The following is a 17,061-nucleotide window of genomic DNA, read 5'->3' as shown; positions in this document are numbered from 1 at the left end:
TTGAAACGGGGGGATCGATGATCAAGGCTGTGGTGTTCGACGTCGGGGAGACGCTGATCGGCGAGGCGCGCATCTGGGCGGGCTGGGCCGGGCAGCTGGGCGTGAGCGAGTTCGTGCTGATGGGCGCGCTCGGCGGGATGGCCGCGCTGGACCGCCCCCACACCGACGCCTTCGAGCTCATCCGCCCCGGTTTCGACGTGGACGCGGAGGAGGCAGCCTGGGAGCGCGACGACCCCGACGGCCTGCGCAACCACTTCGACGCCGACGACCTCTACCCCGACGTGCGCGACGCCCTGAGCGCGATCAGGGCGGCCGGATACCAGGTGATCATCGCGGGCAACCAGCCGGCGCGGGCCTATGACGCGCTGGTCGCCATGGACCTGCCCGCCGACTCCGTGCACACCTCCGAGGGATGGGGCGTCTCCAAGCCGGAAGCGGGGTTCTTCGCCAAGGTCGCGGCCGTGGCGGGGCGGGAGGCCGGCGAGATCCTCTACGTCGGCGACCGGCTCGACAACGACGTGCTCCCGGCCGCCGCGGCCGGCATGCGCACGGCACTGCTGCGCCGCGGCCCGTGGGGGTACCTGCACGCCGAGCGCCCGCAGGCGGCGTCCGCCGACGCGATCGTCGACGACCTGCACGCCGTGCTGCCCGTCCTGCGACGCCTCGGCTGAGCGGGGTCCGTCCTGGGATGCCTCGGCTGAGCCGGGTCCGTCCTGAGACGCCGCGGCTGAGCGCACGCGGTGGGGCGCCGTGCGGGGCGCGTGCCGGGATGCCGCGGCTGGACGCACGCGGTGGGGCGCCGTGCAGGTGGTGACGGCGCCGGGACGGCTCACGTGAGGTTCTCGTCGGGGTCGATGCGGATGGCACGTTCCTCCGCCGACAGGTCGTTCCCGTCGTCGTCGCCCCAGTCGAGGGCGATCTCCTCGCCTTCCGTGTCGGGTCCCAACCCCTCGTCCGGCTGGGTCAGCCGGTGCTTGGGCCGGGGCTCGTGGAGCCGGTCCTTGGCCTCGCGGCGCAGGCGTTCGTCGAGGGTGTCCCGGTGCTGGGGGTCGTCTTCCTTGACCTCATGGTAAAAACCGAGATCCTCGGTCCACTCCTCGAACTCGATCGCCTGTTCGTCGCTGTAGCCGAACCGGTCCGGAGGTTTTTCGGTCATATCCGCCCCCTACCCAGGACGCGGCCCGAAATCCTGCCTCCCGCCGACTGCCACAGGGCTCTCGTGGGCGCACGTACTTGTTTGCCCCAAATATTGGTCTATCGATGGTCAAACGAGCTCAAGCGGGTGATCCCTGCTCACCAGCGCCGCGTACTGGCCGGCGCGGGCCATCAGCTCGTCGTGGGTGCCGCGCTCGACGATCTTCCCGCCGTCCAGCACGACGATCTGGTCCGCGTCCCGGACCGTGGACAGCCGGTGCGCGATCGTGATGGTCGTACGCCCCCGCGCCAGCGCGTCGAGCGCCTCCTGCACGGCCCGTTCGGTCTGCGTGTCCAGCGCGCTGGTGGCCTCGTCGAGGACCAGCACCGGCGGGTTGCGCAGCAGCGTGCGGGCGATGGCCAGGCGCTGCTTCTCCCCGCCCGAGAACCGGTAGCCGCGCTCGCCCACCAGCGTGTCGTAGCCGTCGGGCAGCGAGGCGATGTGGTCGTGGATGCGCGCGGCCCGCGCGGCCTCCTCCAGCTCCTCGTCGGTGGCCGACGGCCTGGCGAAGCGCAGGTTGTCGGCGATCGAGGCGTGGAAGAGGTACGTCTCCTGCGACACCACGCCGACCGCCTCGCTCAGCGTCTCGAACGTCAGCTCCCGCACGTCCACCCCGTCGATCGTGACCCGCCCGCCGGTGACGTCGTAGAGCCGGGGCAGCAGGTAGCTGAGCGTGGTCTTGCCGGAGCCGGTCTCGCCCACGATGGCCAGGCTGGTGCCCGCCGGGACCTTGAGGTCCACGCCGGTGAGCGTGGGGGTCTCGTCGTACGAGAAGTCGACGTCCTCGAAGCGGACCTCCCCGCGCACGTCCTTCAGCTCCCGCGCGCCGGGGCGGATGTCCACCGGCAGGTCCAGATACTCGAAGATCCGCCCGAACAGCGCCAGCGAGGTCTGCACCTCGACGCCCAGCCGCAGCAGCGAGACCATCGGCCGGAACAGGCTGGTCTGCAGGGTCGTGAAGGCCACCAGCGTGCCGACCGAGATCGCGCCCGTGTAGCCGACGGCCCAGTAGATCAGCGCGGGCATGGCCGCCATGACGATCTGGATGGACGACTGCCGCCAGCGCCCGGCCATGCTCGTCCGTACGCCGAGGTCGGCCAGCTCGTCGGAGGCGCGGCCGAAGCGCTCGGTCAGCCCGTCGGAGCGGCCCATGGTGCGGCCGAGCAGGATGCCGCTGATCGACAGCGACTCCTGGACCATGGAGGCGATGCTCGCCAGCTTGCGCTGCCGGTCGTTGGTGATGCGCTTGCGCTCGGTGCCCACCTTGCGGCTGATCCACACGAACACCGGCATCAGCAGCAGCGAGACGACCGTCAGCCGCCAGTCGAGCGCGACCATGGCGGCGATCGTGGCGACCACGGTGGTGAGGTTGGAGACGAGCGAGGAGGCCGTCGAGGTGACGACCGACTGCATGCCGCCGATGTCGTTGGCGATGCGCGACTGGACCTCGCCGGTCCTGGTACGGGTGAAGAACGCCAGCGACATGCGCTGCAGGTGGCTGTAGACCGCGATGCGCAGGTCGTGCATCACCCGCTGGCCCACGGTGGTGGACATCAGCGTCTGCACCACGTCGAGCACGCTCGTGGTGACCGCCACCGCGATCATGCCCAGGGCCAGCAGCGCGAGCAGGACGGCGTCCCTGGCCGGGATCGCCACGTCCAGCACCTCGCGCAGCAGGAAAGGCGAGGCCAGCGACACGAGTGAGGACAGCAGGATGATGGCGCCCACCAGGGCCAGGCGGCCCCGGTAAGGGCGGAACAGTTTGATGATGCGCCCGAGAGGCGCGCGTGGTTCCTCCGCCAAGTGGTGCCTCCTTATGAGATGTCCACTCAAACAGAGGTTAACTCATATTTGTTCCGGTAAACTTCTCGGCATGGCAGAAAAGGAGCTCGCCGAGCTCTTGCACCTGGTCGGCCGGAGGTTGCGGCACGGATACGTGCGTCGGCTGGTCCCGCTGGGGCTCAACCCGGGGCAGGCGCGGGCCCTCCGGGCGCTCGCCGAGGCCCCGCAGGCGCTGCGGATGGTGCGGCTGGCCGACGAGCTGCGGATCGTGCCGCGCTCGCTCACGCCGGTGGTCGACGCGCTGGAGGAGGCCGGGCTGGCGCGCCGCGAGGTGGACCCCGCCAACCGCCGCTCCACGCTGGTGGTGATCACTCCCGAGGGCCGCCGGATGGCCGAGAGCGCCCGTGACGCCCGCCGGGACGCGGGCCAGGACCTGTTCGCGATCCTGACGCTGGAGCAGCGCGACGAGCTCCGTGACCTGCTGGGGCTGGTGGAGTCCCAGTTCGGTTAGCGGTCGGGCGGCGGGGATCGCGGCGGCGTTCAGGCTGCGGGTAGGACGGTGCCGCCGCTGTTCAGGCCGCTGGGAGGATCGTGCCGCCGACGACGGTGCCGAGGCAGGGTGGCTGGGCCAGGAGGGCCGCGTACGGGTAGCGCCCGCGGGCGTCGAAGACGGCGAAGTCGGCGCGGGTCCCCGGGGCCAGCGATCCGATGCGCCCCTTGCCCCGGTCCATCCCCAGCGCACGGGCCCCGCCGAGGGTCGCGGCCGTCACCAGCCGGCAGTCCAGCCCCCGGGTCCGCAGCCCGAGCTCGCGGGCGTGCTGCCGGATGCCCCGCGCGACTCCGAGCACGCCGCCGGTGCCGCCAGTGGGGCGGCCAGTGGGTCCGCCGGGGGCCCCGGTGCCGAGGGCGACGGTGTTGCCCTCGTCGAGCAGGGCCAGCACGTCGGGGGCGGGCGACGCGCAGACGGTCACCACGGTCTTGCGCAGCCGCAGCAGCTTGCGCTCCCCGGGGTCCAGGGGCCGGGTGACCGCCACGTGGCACAGCGGCCCCAGCACGCCGGCCTCGTCCAGCGCCGCGGGGGAGTGCCGGTCCAGATCGACCAGCAGCCGCAGCCCGAACGTCCTGGCCAGCACCGCCACGTCCTCCAGCACCTGCGGGTCCGGCGTGTGCGCCGCGATCCCCACCGCGCAGGGCCGGTCGACCTCGCGGATCGCCGTGATCACCGCGTCCCGCCCGTGGGTCTCCCACTCCTCCTCGCTCGCGCTGGTCACCTCGACGTACGAGATCCCGGGCACGCCGGGCGGCTCGGCCAGATCGGAGACCACGCCGGCCCGCGCGGTCACCCCGGGCCCGGCGGCGGACCCGGGGGCGGAGGCCGTGGCGCGGGCGTCGATCAGACCGGCCACGATCATCCCGGTCCACCGCAGTTCCTCGGCGGCGGGAAAGGACGCGGTGACCGAGTCCCGGGTGCCCACCTCGACCACCCGGTCACCCTTGAGCGCCACGGCCCCGTCGCGGACGGGATCGGCGCAGACGGGCAGGACGAGCGGGGCGGAATGGATCACGACAGGCACGGACGCGCGTCGGCTCTGGACCGGACCGGCACGCTTCGCAGACGGCATCGGCACTCCCGTCGGATCTCCCCTTCACGGCATTAAACGTGAGCCACGTCATGTGCGCAAATCAGAACGAATTATGCGATTCCTTCGGTAAATATCGCCCGGAGAGGCGAGCGAGTTTCAGGCTCAGGTGCAGCGCGAGCCGCTCGCCTCCGTCTTTCAGATCGGTACGGGCCAGCTCCTCCACCCGCTGCAGCCGGTAATACAGGGACGTCCGGTGCAGCCGCAGCGCCCGAGAGGTGGCGACCGCGCTCCCGGCCAGGTCCAGATAGGTCTCCAAGGTCTCCAGCAGCGGCAGGTACTGGGCGTCCGCCAGCAGCTCCTCCAGCCCCGGATGCAGCTCCTGGTCGGGCAGCTGGGTGAGCATCCGGTAGACGCCGAGCCGCGCCCACTCGGCCGTGCGCCCGAGCCCCGGCACCCGCGAGGTCACCTCGGCCGCGTGCCTGGCCTCCCGGTACGAGCCCGCCGCCTCCGCCAGCGCCGGCCTGGTCCGCCCCACCCCGACCACCACCGGTACCGGCATGGCCGCGTGCAACTCGTCGGGAGAGATCGGCGGCCCGGCGGTCAGCAGCACGGCGTGGTCGTAGCGGACCAGGTGCAGCGGGTGGTGACCGCTCAGCCGCCGCCGCAGCGCCAGCAGCCCCTGCTCCAGCGCCAGCCTGAGCGCCTCGTCCGGCTCGGCTCCGCGGGGCCTGGCCACCAGCACGGTCACCGCCTGCGCCTGCGGGAACGCGCCCGCCTCGATGAGCTGCCTGGCCGCGTCCCGCTCGCCGGCCAGCAGCCCGGTGACCGCCTCCAGCTCCCGGTGGGAGGCCAGCCCGCTGGCCAGGCTCTCGTGGAACAGGGCCAGCGCCAGCGCGGGGGCGGCGGCCGCGGCCCCGGCGATCTCGGCGTCGGACATGGCCGGCTCCGTGTTGACGAACCACAGGAAGCCGAGCAGCGCGTCCACGTGCCGTACCGGGACGCACACCCGCGGCAGCAGGCCGAGGTGCGGCGCGCCCGGGGTGCGCACGGGCCCGGTCGCCTCGTGCACGCCGGCGGCGCGGAACCAGTCCCGCACCTCGGGAGTGGTGCTGCGGCGCAGGATCGAGTCGCGGCGGATGTCGTCCATGGCGCCGTTCTGCTCGCTGTAGGCCACGACGCGTTGCACGCGGTCCTCGAGCAGGAGGGGGCGGCCGAGCCGGTCGGCGAGTTCGTCCACGGTCCGCTGGAGATCCGCCACAACAACACCTTTACGTGGATATTTCGACAATTGTCGGAAAGACAGCTACTGGTCTTCCCTACAACTGATCGGTGATCTCCGTCAATATCGTCTATACCGTCGATCCGTGATTGCCCCGAAGAAGCTGCTGAAGGGTTTGCTGGCGGCCATCGTGCTGATCCCGGTGAGCCTTATGGCGACCCCTGCTTCCGCAGCACCCCCCAGCGATCCCGAGTATCCGTGGCGGCAGAACCACTGGCCGCAGACGCAGCCCTGGCAGCTCGACGAACCCGCCGACGCCCAGGCCCTGCGCTCCCAACCGGTCGGCGGCATCAAGCCGATCGATCCGCAGAACTGGGAGAATCCCGACAACATGACGTGGGCGGACTACAAGCGGCCGCCCGGTACCAAGTGGAACGACCCCGCCGTCAAGGGGTCGAAGCGCACGTTCAAGGGCGCGCTCGTGCTGCTCGACTACCCGAACCAGCCGTTCGTGGTGACGCAGCCCCAGGGCTCGACGATCTACGCGAACCCGAGCGCCGAGGCCCACGACGTGCCGCGTGACCAGGTGGCCAAGTTCTACCAGGACTTCCTCAACACCCCGAACACCCTCAACAAGGGTCACACCATCCACGAGTACTGGATGGAGGACTCGGGCGGCAGGTACGGGGTGGAGCTGACGGGGTTCGGGCCCTACACGCTGACGGGCAAGGACCACGAGTACGCGATGGAGTTCCAGGCGGGCACCGGCTGCCCGGCGGGCGACTCCTGCAACAAGAACCTGCGTACCGAGGGCAACGCGGCCTGGGTCGGCGCCGTCGGCGAGGAGGTGGCCAAGCAGTTCGACTTCGTCTTCTACCTGAGCGCGGGCCAGGACGAGTCGTCCACCTGGCAGGAGTTCGGGATGATGAAGTTCCCGACCAAGGAGGACGTGCCGGACGAGTGGGGCCCGCCGGACCCCGCGCTGCCCAACTGGGTGGCCACCCGCTACGTCGACTGGACCTCGTGGCAGGCCGGCTCCAACTTCTGGCCGAACGCCCGCTTCGGCGTCGACTCGGTCCAGGCCGAGAGCTCGGGCATGGCCGTCTACGCCCACGAGCTGAGCCACATCATGGGCATCGCCGACAACTACAACAACCCGTACGGCGTGCCGCCGCGCAGGGCGTACACGGGCGTCTGGGAGATGCTCAGCCGCGGCAGCTTCAACGGGCCGGGCGGCCCGCACTCGCGCTGGCTGATCCCGCCGACCGCCGGCGCGTCCATGGGCGCCCAGCACATGCTCCGCAACAAGATCAAGCTGGAGATGGTGGACGAGCAGAACGTCCTGCGCCTCTCGCGCGAGGCGCTCGACGAGTCGGGCCTGGTCACCGCCAGGGTCGTGGCCCGCGCGATCCAGCCGGGCAAGAACGAGCTGTCCGGCGTCAACATCTCCTTCGACACCGGCGACAAGAGCCCCGCCTGCGACGTCAACACGAACGCGCTCTGTGACGGCGGCGGCTACGAGAACTACACGGTCGAGGTCGTGGACCGCGTGGGCACCGACTCCTTCACGCCCGACTCCGGCGTCCTGCTGGCCAAGACCAAGAACCAGGACCGGTCCCCGTTCGAGTGGGTGATCGACGCGAACCCGCAGGACATCGGCATGACCGACTACGTGCTGCCCGACGGGACGAAGGTGCCGATCACGATCGGCGACTACCGCCAGCTCTCCGACGCCCTCTTCCACGCCGGCACCGACTCCGGCAGCGAGTACGAGTACGTCGACGAGGCCAACCGCCTGCACTTCTACATCACCGACGTCAAGCGCGACCGCGACGGCGAGCTCTCCTACACGGTGGCCGTCCGCTCGCTCGACGGCGCGGGCCCGCAGAAGCGCGGCGTCAGGCTGCTCCCCTCGGCCGGCCTCCCCGCCGGCAAGAACATCTCCACCTGCAAGTTCCCGCTGTTCAACACCGGCAAGTCGGCCCCGGCCCAAGGACAGCACCCGGAGGACGTCAGCGCCTACCTGAACTCCGACGTCTACCGGCTCAAGGCCGAGGTCCAGGGCAAGGGCTGGACCGCCCAGCTCCCGAACGCGCTGGCCTCCGTCGCGTTCGGCAAGCAGGACCTCGTCACCGTGAACGCCGTGCGCGGCTCGGGCGGCGACCGCCTGGCCAGGGTCAAGCTCACCGCCACCTCGGAGAGCGACCCGACCCGGACGGCGACGGCCACCTGTCATGTGATCAGCTGACAGATGAACGATGGGGTACGGCTGGCGCAAGCCGTACCCCATCGGTTTGAATCACCCCATAGGGGGGTGCTCGTTGACAGGGGAACTACCCGACAAACCACGTAAAAGACGTAGAAAGGTGCAGTGGGCCGCGCCCGTCTCCGCGGGCCTCGCGGCCGCCGCGGCGAGCGTGCTGACCGCCTCCGTGGACTGGGAGATCCCGCCGGTGGCGAAGATCGCCGTGACCGGCGCGGCGGCCCTTCTCGTCGGGCTGACCACCTGGGCCACCACCGAGCCGCGCGAACCCCGCCGCAAGTCCCTCCCCGCGCCCAGCTCGCTCGCGCCCGACCAGTGGCCACCCGCCCCCGAGCACTTCACCGGCCGCGCCGAGGCGCTGGCCGAGTTACGCGAGGTCTTCGCCGAGCGCAGGAAGGCCTCCGACCTCTCACCGCCCCTCGTGGTCTCCGTGTACGGCCGGGGCGGCGTCGGCAAGTCGGCGCTGATGACCAGGTTCGCGCAGGAGGTGGCCGGCTGGTTCCCCGACGGCAGGCTCTACGCCGACCTGCGCGGCGGCGTGGACGCCCCGGTGCGCCCCGACGAGGTGCTGATCGGGTTCCTGCGCGCGCTGGGCGTGCGCCTGACCACCGACCCCGGCGGCCTGGACGAGTTACGCCAGCTCTGGCTGACCTGGACCAAGGGCCGCAGGATCCTCATCGGCCTGGACAACGCCCACGACGCCGCCCAGGTCAAAGCGCTGATCCCGGCCGAGCCCGGCTGCGCGGTGCTGGTCACCTCACGCGCGCCGCTGTTCCTGAACGGCACCCATGACACTCGGCTGAGAGTGTTCAGCGAGGCGCACGGCGTGGAGCTGCTGGCCAGGCTGGCCGGCGGCGACCGGATCGTCGAGGACCTCGAGGCCGCCAGGGACGTCGTCCGGCTGTGCGACTACCTGCCGCTGGCGATCAACATCTGCGGCGCCCGGCTGGCCACCCGCGAGCAGTGGACCATGCGCGAGATGGCCGCCCGGCTGGCCGACACGCGCCGCCGCCTCGACCAGCTCGAAGTGGCCCCGACGGTGGACAAGAGCGTGCGCGCCTCCGTGCAGCTCAGCTACGACGACTGCACGGGCATGCAGCGCCGCCTGCTGCGCCTGCTCAGCGCGCTCACCGCGCCCGACGTGCCCGGCTGGGTGGCCGGCGAGCTGCTCGACATCTCCGGGCTTGACGGCGCCGACCAGCTCGAAGCCCTCATCGACGCCCAGCTCGCCGAGTGCTCGGGCACCGACCAGACCGGCACGATGCGTTACCGGCTGCACGACCTGGTCAGGGTGTTCGCCGCGGAGCTGGCCGAGCAGGACGAGGCCGAGCGGCGCAGGGCCGCCATCGAGCGGGTGCTCCACGGCTACCGCCGCCGCGCCGAGGAGGCCGCGCAGAACCGCTGGCCGCAGGACTGGAGCAGGGGCGGGCGCCGCTCCGACACCGACAGGGAGGTCCGGGCCGGCGACTGGCTCAACGCCGAGCGGCTGACGCTGCTCGCCATGATCCACCTGGCTCGCCAGCTCCGGCTGTGGGAGCTGAGCTGGGGGCTGGCCAGGGCGTTCTGCTCGCTGTGCCACTCGCTGCGCGCGTACTGGGCCGACTGGGCGGCCGTCGCCGAGCTCGGCTGCGAGGCCGCCGCGCAGAGCGGCGACCGGCGCGCGCTGGCCATCGCGCTGCTCGACAGCGCCTCCGTGCACGGGGGCCTGGGCCTGCGCGAGCGGGCGCTGGAGGAGGCCAGGCGGGCGCTGACGACGTTCGAGGAGCTGGGGGAGTCCTGGTGGGCGGCCAGGGCCATGCGCACGGTCGGCATGACCTTGTTCAGCGACGGTCACCTGGACCGGGCGCAGGACTACCTGATCGGGGCGATCACCGCGTTCAAGGGTGAGGAGGACCTGTGGTGGATGGCCCGCACCCAGCGCAACCTCGCCGAGATGCGCATGTCGGAACGCCGTCCCGACGAGGCCAGGGAGCTGCTGGAGGACGCCCTGGAGATCTTCAAGCGGGACGGCAACCGCTACTCCGAGGCCCAGACCCTGCGCGTCTACGGCGAGGTGCTGGCCGCGCAGGCGCGTGGCGAGCATCTCGCGGGCGACCACCGGCTGGCGGCGAACCTGTTCACCAGGGCCGGGTTCAGCCTCGACCGGGCCTCCGAGATGTTCAGGCAGCGCGGGGAGCTGTGGGAGGAGGCCCGCTGCCTGCGGGCCGCCGGGGAGGTCGGCGACCCCGACAACGGGCTGCGCGAGCTGGACTTCGTCCGGCGGGCCGAGAGGATCCTGGTCGCGCTGGGCGACTCGTGGGGGGTGGCCAGGACCGCCGTGTCGGCCGGGCGGGCCCTGGCGAGGCTGGGCCGGATCGAGGAGTCGGAGCGGGAGCTGCGGCGGGCGGTGCGGGGGTTCGAGGAGCTCGAGGACCGGTGGTGGATGGCCCGGAGCCTGCGCTACCTGGGGGAGGCGCACCTCTACGCGGGCGGCCGCGACGCCGCGGTGCAGCCGCTGGAGCAGGCCAGGGACATCTACCGCAGCCTCGGCAACGAGGCCGGCATGCGCCGCACCCTGGAGCTCCTCAGACGCGCCGGCCCCTGAACCTCAGGCCCGTGGCGTCCCTCAGGCCCGTGGCGTCCCTCAGGTAAGGGGCGTCCTGATCAGCTCGCCCGCCGCCAGCCTGGCCTGGGTGATGCTCTCCTCGAACAGCTTGCGCACGTGCGCCGCCTGGTCGGCCAGCTCCCTGATGTGCTCGCGGGCCTGCGCGTCCCGCACGGTGTCGGCGATCAGCTCCTGGTACTCGGGCGTCTTGGCGGCCAGCGACTCCAGCCGCCGGTGCGCGTGGTAGACCTTGTCCGCCTTGATCACCTGCTTGGCGTACTTCTCCAGGTGGCGGACCCGGTGCGACAGCGACGTCCAGGCGGCGTCCAGCGCGGTGGTGTAGGGCTTGAACGCGTCCTCCATGCCGGGCGGCAGCTCGCGGGGGATGATCTTGCCCTGGTCGGCGTGCATGGACGACAGCTTCCGCAGCCGCTGGGCGATCTGCCAGACCTCCTCGGGCAGTGACACCCGGTTGTCGATGCTGTCGATCAGGCCGTCCCGGTGGACGCGGGAGCCCAGGATCGCATCCACCGCGTTCTGCGCCCTGCGCAGCAGCATCTGGCAGGGGTAGTCCAGGTCCTCGGGCAGGACGTAGTGGTTGGCGTGGGCCCTGGCGGCCTGGATCCGCCGCCTGGTCGAGCGATAGGTGCCGTCCAACGCCATCCACCTGAACAGGACGATCAGCCCGAGCCCCACACCCGGGACCAGCAGGAGGCTCGTGTCAGTCACCAGGGCGATCACCATGAGGAGAGCCGGGATCACGAAGAGGACGGCAGGGTTCTTCGTGGTGTCCACGCGCATACCGGACCGGGCCAGGCGAAGGATGTGCGGGCTGGACCGCAACTCGACCGAGACCTCCGGGTGCAGCGTTGGATCGATCACCAGCCGAGGCGGCAGACGTCGTGGATCCATACGTTCATGCTGCGTTATGAACCTCGAATCCGCTCATGTTTGGCGGACATATAGGGTCGCAATGATGGATGAGATGACAAGGTGGATAGACCTGGAAGGCGCGGTCAACGCGCGTGACCTGGGCGGATTGCCCACCCGTGACGGTGGCAGCACCCGTCGCGGGCGGATCTTCCGCGCCGACAACCTGCAGGGCCTCACGCAGGGTGACGTGGCACTGCTGGTGGGTGAGCTGAACCTGCGGCACGTCGTGGACCTGCGCTCGAACGCCGAGGTCTCGATGGAGGGGCCGGGGCCGCTCACCCTGGCGCCCGAGGTGCGCCACCACCACCTGACGCTGTTCGCGGAGGGCGGGACGCACACCGACGTCGAGGCCGACACCATCGACGCCGACCGGGTGCTGCCGTGGGCCGAGCGCGCGCTGGACGAGGAGCTGCGGGTGACCGGCTTCTACTTCGGCTACCTGCGCGACCGCCCGGACGCGGTGGTGGCGGCGCTGCGCGCGATGTCGCTGGACGACGGGGCGGCGCTGGTGCACTGCGCGGCGGGCAAGGACCGCACCGGGGTGCTGTCGGCGCTGGCGCTGGAGGTGGCGGGGGCGACCCGCGAGGCGATCGTCGAGGACTACGTGGCGACGGGGGAGCGGCTGGAGCTGATCCTCAAGCGGTTGCGCGCCAGCGAGACGTACCGGGGCGACCTGGACTCGCGCCCGGCCGACGACCACATGCCCCGGGCCCGCTACATCGAGCAGTTCTTCCAGGTGCTCGATGAGCGGTTCGGCGGGCCGACGGGCTGGCTGACCCAATACGGCTTCACCGACGCCGACGCAACCGCCCTGCGCGCCCGCCTGCGCGACTGATCCGCCGCTGGCCCCGGGTCAGCTCAGGTGGGTGACGATGCGCTGGGTGGCCGAGAGGTGGGCGGCCTCGATGACGGTCAGCGTGTCGATCACGCTCTCCGGGTCCACGGGTGGTGGCGCGCCCTCGCGCAGCGCCGCCACCACCCCACGGTAGAAGTCCAGGTACGCCCCCGGCTCCGTGCGCTCGGCCCGGTGGGCCTCCTCCGTGCCGAGCAGCCCCCAGCTCCCCTCGTCGTCCTCCCCGAACTCGGGCGAGCCGGGCGCCATCCCCGCCCGCAGCCGCTCCTCCTGCACGTCCATCCCGTACTTCACGAACCCCGCCGACGTGCCCAGCACCCGGAACCGGGGCCCGCGCCAGGCCGCCACCGAGCTCATCCACAGGTGCGACCGGGCCCCGCCCGCGTGCGTGAGCGCGATGAACGTGTCGTCGTCGGAGGCCACCCCCTGGCGCCGCACGTCGCTCTCGCAGTAGACCTCGCGCGCGGGACCCAGCAGTTGCAGGGCCTGGTCCACGAGGTGGCTGCCGAGGTCGTAGAGGAGCCCGCCGATCTCCTCCGTGCCCCCGGCCTCCCGCCAGCCGCCCTTGGGCACCGGCCGCCACCGCTCGAACCTCGACTCGAAGCGCAGCACCTCACCCAGCCGTCCCTCCTCGACCAGCCTGCGGACGGTGCGGAAGTCGCCGTCCCAGCGCCGGTTCTGGAACACGGTCAGCATGAGACCCCGCTCCTTGGCCAGCCGCACCAGCCCCCGGCCCTCCTCGGCGGTCCTGGCCAGGGGCTTGTCCACGACGACGGGCAGGCCGTGGGTGAGCGCGGCGGCGGCGGTGGCCACGTGGGTCCTGTTGGGGGAGGCGACCACGACGAGATCGCACCGGCCCCACAGCTCCTCCACGCCGGACACGGGGGTCGCGCCGTACTTCTCGGCCACCTCGGCCTGGCGGGCGGGATTCCCGGTCACGACGGCGGCCAGGGACAGGCCGGGGGTGGCGTGGATGAGAGGGGCGTGGAAGTACGCTCCGGCGGTGCCGTAGCCGACCAGTCCGACCCGGATGTCAGTCATTTCCTCAGGCTAACGGGCAGGCCCGGCGAGATCGCCGGGCCGTGCCCCTGGTTCGAGCGGCTTTCGAGGGTACGGAGGCGCCGTTCGGTTCAGGGGCACGAGGCACGGTATGCGTGTTCCCGGGGTCAGGAAGGCACCACCCGGACGGCCCACGGGGCGCCGTGACGGCGGCCCGCCACGCGCACCTGGTGAGCGTCACCCTGGACAGGGGCCGGCCACGTGCGGCGGGTGGTGCGGGCTTGGGCCACCGTGAAATATGGGGGTTTTACTCGTCGTCGCGTTCGGCGAGGAACCGTTCGAACTGGGCGGCGAGCTCGTCGCCGGTGGGCATCGGGGTGGTCTCGGCCATCAGGTTCTCGCGCTCGGCGCCGCCCGCGAACGCGTCGTACTGCTGCTCCAGCCCCTTGATCGCCGTGGAGAGCTCGGTGGAGGCCTGGATCTGCTCCTCGATCTCCGTCGTCGTGCGGCGGGCCGCGTCGCGCAGCGCGTCCATCGGGAACACCAGCCCCGTGCCCCGCGTCACGGCCTCCAGGCCCGTGACGGCGGCGGTCGGGTACTCGGCCTGCGAGAGGTAGTGCGGCACGTGGATCGCGTACCCCAGCGCGTCGTGCCCCTGCGCCCCCAGCCGGAACTCCAGCAGCGCCGCCACGCTCCCCGGCACCTGGACCCGCCCGAACGCGCTCGTCTGGGAGTTGATCAATTCGGGCCTGCTGGCGTGCATCGTGAGGCCGAGCGGCCGGGTGTGGGGGACCGCCATGGGGATGCCGTGCAGGGTCACGAGCTTGCTCACCTTCAAGCGGTCCACCAGGTCCGACACGGCCTTGGTGAACAGCTCCCACTCCCTGTCGGGCTCGGGCCCGCTCATCACCAGGAACTGTGTTCCCGTCGCGTCCTTCGCGACATGAACGGCAAGCTCCGGGCTCTCGCACTCCACCCATCGGTCGGTGTCGAAGGTCATGATGGGCCGGCGAGACCGGTAGTCGAGCAGCCGGTCCACGTCGAACGTCGCCACGACCCGGTGCTCCAGCTCGGCCAGCAGGTGGCCCAGCGCAAGGCGTCCGGCGGCTCCCGCGTCGACGAAGCCGTCGAAGTGGTACAGCAACACCGGATCGGGCAGCTCGGGCGCATCGTCTGCGAGCTTGTAGAGGTCCTTCGGGTCGAACACGGTTGGACAGCCTTTCCCTAGGTACTCTTCACCAGAACCTACGGCGGGTCGGAACGATTCCGCGCACGGCACCCTATCTGGGGTCAATAGGACACATGGCCACGGATCCGGAACTCGGGGGGTTCCGCGCCAGGGCGTTCGGCCTGGCCAGGGCGGGTGACGCCGCCGCCGCGACCGGCGTATGCCGAGGCAGGAGCCCCAATCGAGGCGACCGGCGGGAAAGGTGACACTTTGCTGGTGCTCGCGGCTCATTACGGTCACGCCGGGACCGGTCGGCCGTATGTAACATACGGCGCCGGTCACCGCCGGGCCGGCGACAGCGGGCGGAGATCACGTGCCGATGTGGTCTTCAGGGAGAAATCCGCCGTGGTCAGAGCGTCGCCGGAGGGGGAGGCGGTCGCGGTGCGGGTTCGTGGTCGGGCTTTGGGCTCGGCGCGAATGTTCGCGAATGACCTGTTTATCCAATGGTTCACGCAAAGCGATTCATAGTATGAAATAAGCATTAAAGGCCTCGAAGTTGCCGAGTGTGGCCTTTCGTGCACGCCATCGTCATGCTGGATTACGTGGCTACTTCTGCGCAAACCTTTGGTAGGCGACCACTCCACATCCCTCCGTTGCCATGTCCGTTCCCGAGTGAGATCAACGTGCATGCCACGGAGGTCGACGCGGAGAGTCACGCATGGCTGGCCGCCTCGAACATGCTCAGCGCCGAGACGATCGAGCACTTCCAGCGCTCCAAGATCGGCCTGCTCTCGGCCCGGACGAACCCGACCGTGCCGCGTGACAGCCTCCGGTTGATCAACGATTGGTACAACTGGCTCTTCGCGTTCGACGACGCGTTCTGCGAGGGCGAGCTGATGGGACACCGGGCCTCCGGGCTGGCCCGCGCCCTGCCGCCGCTCCTCGAGATCCTCGACGGACGCAGGGAGCCGGACGCCGACGACCCGTTCGGCCTCGCCCTCAACGAGCTCCTGCACCGCATCTCCGAGGCCGCCACCCCCGCGCAGGTGGACCGGTGGCGGATCACGGTGAAGGAGTACCTGTTCGCCCAGATCTGGGAGGCGGCCAACCGTGAGGTCGACCTGATTCCCACCCCTGAGGACTACGTGCTGATGCGCCGCATCACGGGGGCCACGTACACCTGCTTCGCGCTCATCGACGCGGGCGGCGGCTACCGGCTCGAGGCCGAGGAATGGCATCATCCCGACGTGCGCGCGCTGTCCGATCTGGCGTGCGACCTCATCGGCTGGGACAACGACCTGCTCTCGTACGCCAAGGAACGGGGGAACGACAAGGCCAGGCACAACCTCGTCACCGTGCTGGCCACGCACAAGGCCCTCTCGCTCCAGAACGCGCTGCGCGAGGTCGCGGAGATGCACAACGACGCGATCGCCGCGTTCGTCGAGCGGCGCGCCGCGCTGGAACACTGGGCTTCGCTGCCGGTCCGCAAGTACGTACGGGGACTCGAGCACTGGGTGCGCGGGCACATCGAGTTCTCCCTCGGCAGCGCACGTTACGTACACGCCTGGCCCGACGACACGCAATGGCCCCAGGCGGTCTGAGGCCGGCTCCAGTCTGAGGTCGGCTCTAGTCTGAGGCGTCCGGCTCGCCCCCGAGCGCGAGTTCGGACGCCTCGTCCAGGTCGAGCCTGGCGCCCTCCTCGAACGCGTTCTTGTAGGCCAGCTCACCCATCCGCCGCACGCACTCGCGTACACACGCGTTGTGGTCGTCGGTCAGGAACGGCGCGCCCATCTGCGGCAGGCCGGCCGACTTCCAGTTCTGCTGCAGCGCGCCGAGCAGCCTGGCGGCCAGCGTCAGATCGTCGCGCATGACGAAGATGCGCGCGGAGGTCTCCAGCGCCAGCAGGGTGCCGAGCGTGTCGTGGAAGTGCCGCTTGATCCGCAGCCCTTCCCTGGCGCTCTGCAGCGCCTCGTCCGGCCTGCCGGTCGCGAGCCTGGTGAACGCCAGCGCCCACTGCGCGTACGAGCTGACCCAGAGCTCGCCGCGCTCCCGGCACACCTGCAGGCAGTCCAGCAGCAGCGACTCCGCCTCTGCGCGTACGAGCTGACCCAGAGCTCGCCGCGCTCCCGGCACACCTGCAGGCAGTCCAGCAGCAGCGACTCCGCCTCGTAGAACTCACCCTGCGACGACAGCACCAGCGACAGCTCGACGATGGCGGGCAGCAGGCCGGGGTTGAGCTCCTTGTTGTCGGTGTTGAACTCGATCGCCACGCCCAGCAGCGCGCTGGCCTTCTGCAGGTCGCCCGAGAGCAGCGCGGCCGTGCCCTGCATCTTGGAGGCCAGGATCACGGCCCTGGAGTCGCCGACCCGGACGGCCTCGGTGCCGCACTGCTCGGCCGCCTTCAACGCGCCCGCGTTGTCGCCCTGGGCGCTGCGCACGTACGAGAGCACCCACAGGGCCTTGCACCGCTCCTTGCTCGCGG

At 70.9% G+C, this 17,061-nt stretch carries 15 protein-coding genes; 7 read left to right on the top strand and 8 right to left on the bottom strand.

What is annotated here, in order from left to right; all coding sequences use genetic code 11:
- Positions 1 to 17 precede the first annotated feature (17 nt).
- Positions 18 to 671, top strand: a complete 654-nt coding sequence (locus tag ABZS69_RS07745; protein ID WP_355368211.1) for an HAD family hydrolase — start codon at positions 18 to 20, stop codon at positions 669 to 671.
- Positions 672 to 829: 158 nt separating this feature from the next.
- Here ABZS69_RS07745 and ABZS69_RS07740 read toward each other — a convergent pair whose 3' ends face one another.
- Complete coding sequence (locus ABZS69_RS07740) at positions 830 to 1,156, bottom strand: DUF5709 domain-containing protein (protein ID WP_355368208.1); 327 nt, start codon at positions 1,154 to 1,156, stop codon at positions 830 to 832.
- A 108-nt stretch (positions 1,157 to 1,264) separates the two neighbouring features.
- Positions 1,265 to 2,998, bottom strand: coding sequence for an ABC transporter ATP-binding protein (locus ABZS69_RS07735; RefSeq protein ID WP_355368205.1), 1,734 nt, complete (start codon positions 2,996 to 2,998; stop codon positions 1,265 to 1,267).
- Positions 2,999 to 3,068: 70 nt separating this feature from the next.
- On the opposite strand from ABZS69_RS07735, the gene ABZS69_RS07730 reads away from it, so the two are divergent.
- On the top strand, positions 3,069 to 3,488 hold the full coding sequence (locus ABZS69_RS07730) for a MarR family transcriptional regulator (RefSeq protein WP_355368202.1): 420 nt from the start codon (positions 3,069 to 3,071) through the stop codon (positions 3,486 to 3,488).
- A gap of 61 nt (positions 3,489 to 3,549) precedes the next feature.
- Here the strand turns inward: ABZS69_RS07730 and ABZS69_RS07725 are convergent, their stop codons facing one another.
- A complete protein-coding gene (locus ABZS69_RS07725; protein WP_355368199.1) occupies positions 3,550 to 4,542 on the bottom strand; it encodes an amidohydrolase family protein in 993 nt (330 codons plus the stop codon).
- A 118-nt stretch (positions 4,543 to 4,660) separates the two neighbouring features.
- Complete coding sequence (locus ABZS69_RS07720) at positions 4,661 to 5,818, bottom strand: helix-turn-helix domain-containing protein (protein ID WP_355368196.1); 1,158 nt, start codon at positions 5,816 to 5,818, stop codon at positions 4,661 to 4,663.
- A gap of 106 nt (positions 5,819 to 5,924) precedes the next feature.
- Here ABZS69_RS07720 and ABZS69_RS07715 point away from each other — a divergent pair, with 106 nt between their 5' ends.
- Positions 5,925 to 8,027: a M6 family metalloprotease domain-containing protein gene (locus ABZS69_RS07715; protein ID WP_355368194.1), complete on the top strand. Its 2,103-nt coding sequence runs from the start codon at positions 5,925 to 5,927 to the stop codon at positions 8,025 to 8,027.
- A 118-nt stretch (positions 8,028 to 8,145) separates the two neighbouring features.
- Positions 8,146 to 10,626, top strand: a complete 2,481-nt coding sequence (locus tag ABZS69_RS07710; RefSeq protein ID WP_355368191.1) for a tetratricopeptide repeat protein — start codon at positions 8,146 to 8,148, stop codon at positions 10,624 to 10,626.
- Positions 10,627 to 10,665: 39 nt separating this feature from the next.
- Here the strand turns inward: ABZS69_RS07710 and ABZS69_RS07705 are convergent, their stop codons facing one another.
- Entirely contained in the window at positions 10,666 to 11,538 is an 873-nt protein-coding gene (locus ABZS69_RS07705) for a hypothetical protein (protein ID WP_355368188.1), read from the bottom strand.
- A gap of 73 nt (positions 11,539 to 11,611) precedes the next feature.
- Between ABZS69_RS07705 and ABZS69_RS07700 the strand changes: the two genes are divergently transcribed.
- The gene (locus ABZS69_RS07700; protein WP_355368185.1) at positions 11,612 to 12,394 is read left to right on the top strand and encodes a tyrosine-protein phosphatase; all 783 of its coding nucleotides are present in this window, start codon (positions 11,612 to 11,614) and stop codon (positions 12,392 to 12,394) included.
- An 18-nt stretch (positions 12,395 to 12,412) separates the two neighbouring features.
- Here ABZS69_RS07700 and ABZS69_RS07695 read toward each other — a convergent pair whose 3' ends face one another.
- Both ABZS69_RS07695 and ABZS69_RS07690 read right to left on the bottom strand, forming a co-directional pair.
- Positions 12,413 to 13,453 (bottom strand): Gfo/Idh/MocA family oxidoreductase, encoded by a 1,041-nt coding sequence (locus ABZS69_RS07695; RefSeq protein ID WP_355368182.1) that lies wholly within the window; start codon positions 13,451 to 13,453, stop codon positions 12,413 to 12,415.
- 265 nt (positions 13,454 to 13,718) lie between these two features.
- Positions 13,719 to 14,618: a PAC2 family protein gene (locus tag ABZS69_RS07690; protein ID WP_355368179.1), complete on the bottom strand. Its 900-nt coding sequence runs from the start codon at positions 14,616 to 14,618 to the stop codon at positions 13,719 to 13,721.
- A 644-nt stretch (positions 14,619 to 15,262) separates the two neighbouring features.
- On the opposite strand from ABZS69_RS07690, the gene ABZS69_RS07685 reads away from it, so the two are divergent.
- Positions 15,263 to 16,180 (top strand): hypothetical protein, encoded by a 918-nt coding sequence (locus tag ABZS69_RS07685; RefSeq protein WP_355368176.1) that lies wholly within the window; start codon positions 15,263 to 15,265, stop codon positions 16,178 to 16,180.
- Positions 16,181 to 16,205: 25 nt separating this feature from the next.
- On the opposite strand, the gene ABZS69_RS07680 is transcribed toward ABZS69_RS07685, so the two are convergent.
- A complete protein-coding gene (locus ABZS69_RS07680; protein WP_355368173.1) occupies positions 16,206 to 16,712 on the bottom strand; it encodes a hypothetical protein in 507 nt (168 codons plus the stop codon).
- 117 nt (positions 16,713 to 16,829) lie between these two features.
- Here ABZS69_RS07680 and ABZS69_RS07675 point away from each other — a divergent pair.
- The coding region (locus tag ABZS69_RS07675; protein ID WP_355368169.1) for a hypothetical protein at positions 16,830 to 17,061 on the top strand (232 nt) is incomplete at its 3' end.

Source organism: Nonomuraea sp. NPDC005650 (assembly GCF_040605375.1).
Classification (GTDB): Bacteria; Actinomycetota; Actinomycetes; order Streptosporangiales; family Streptosporangiaceae; genus Nonomuraea.
The sequence above is the reverse complement of the archived record's forward strand: the minus strand, read 5'-3'. Positions and strand labels throughout refer to the sequence as shown.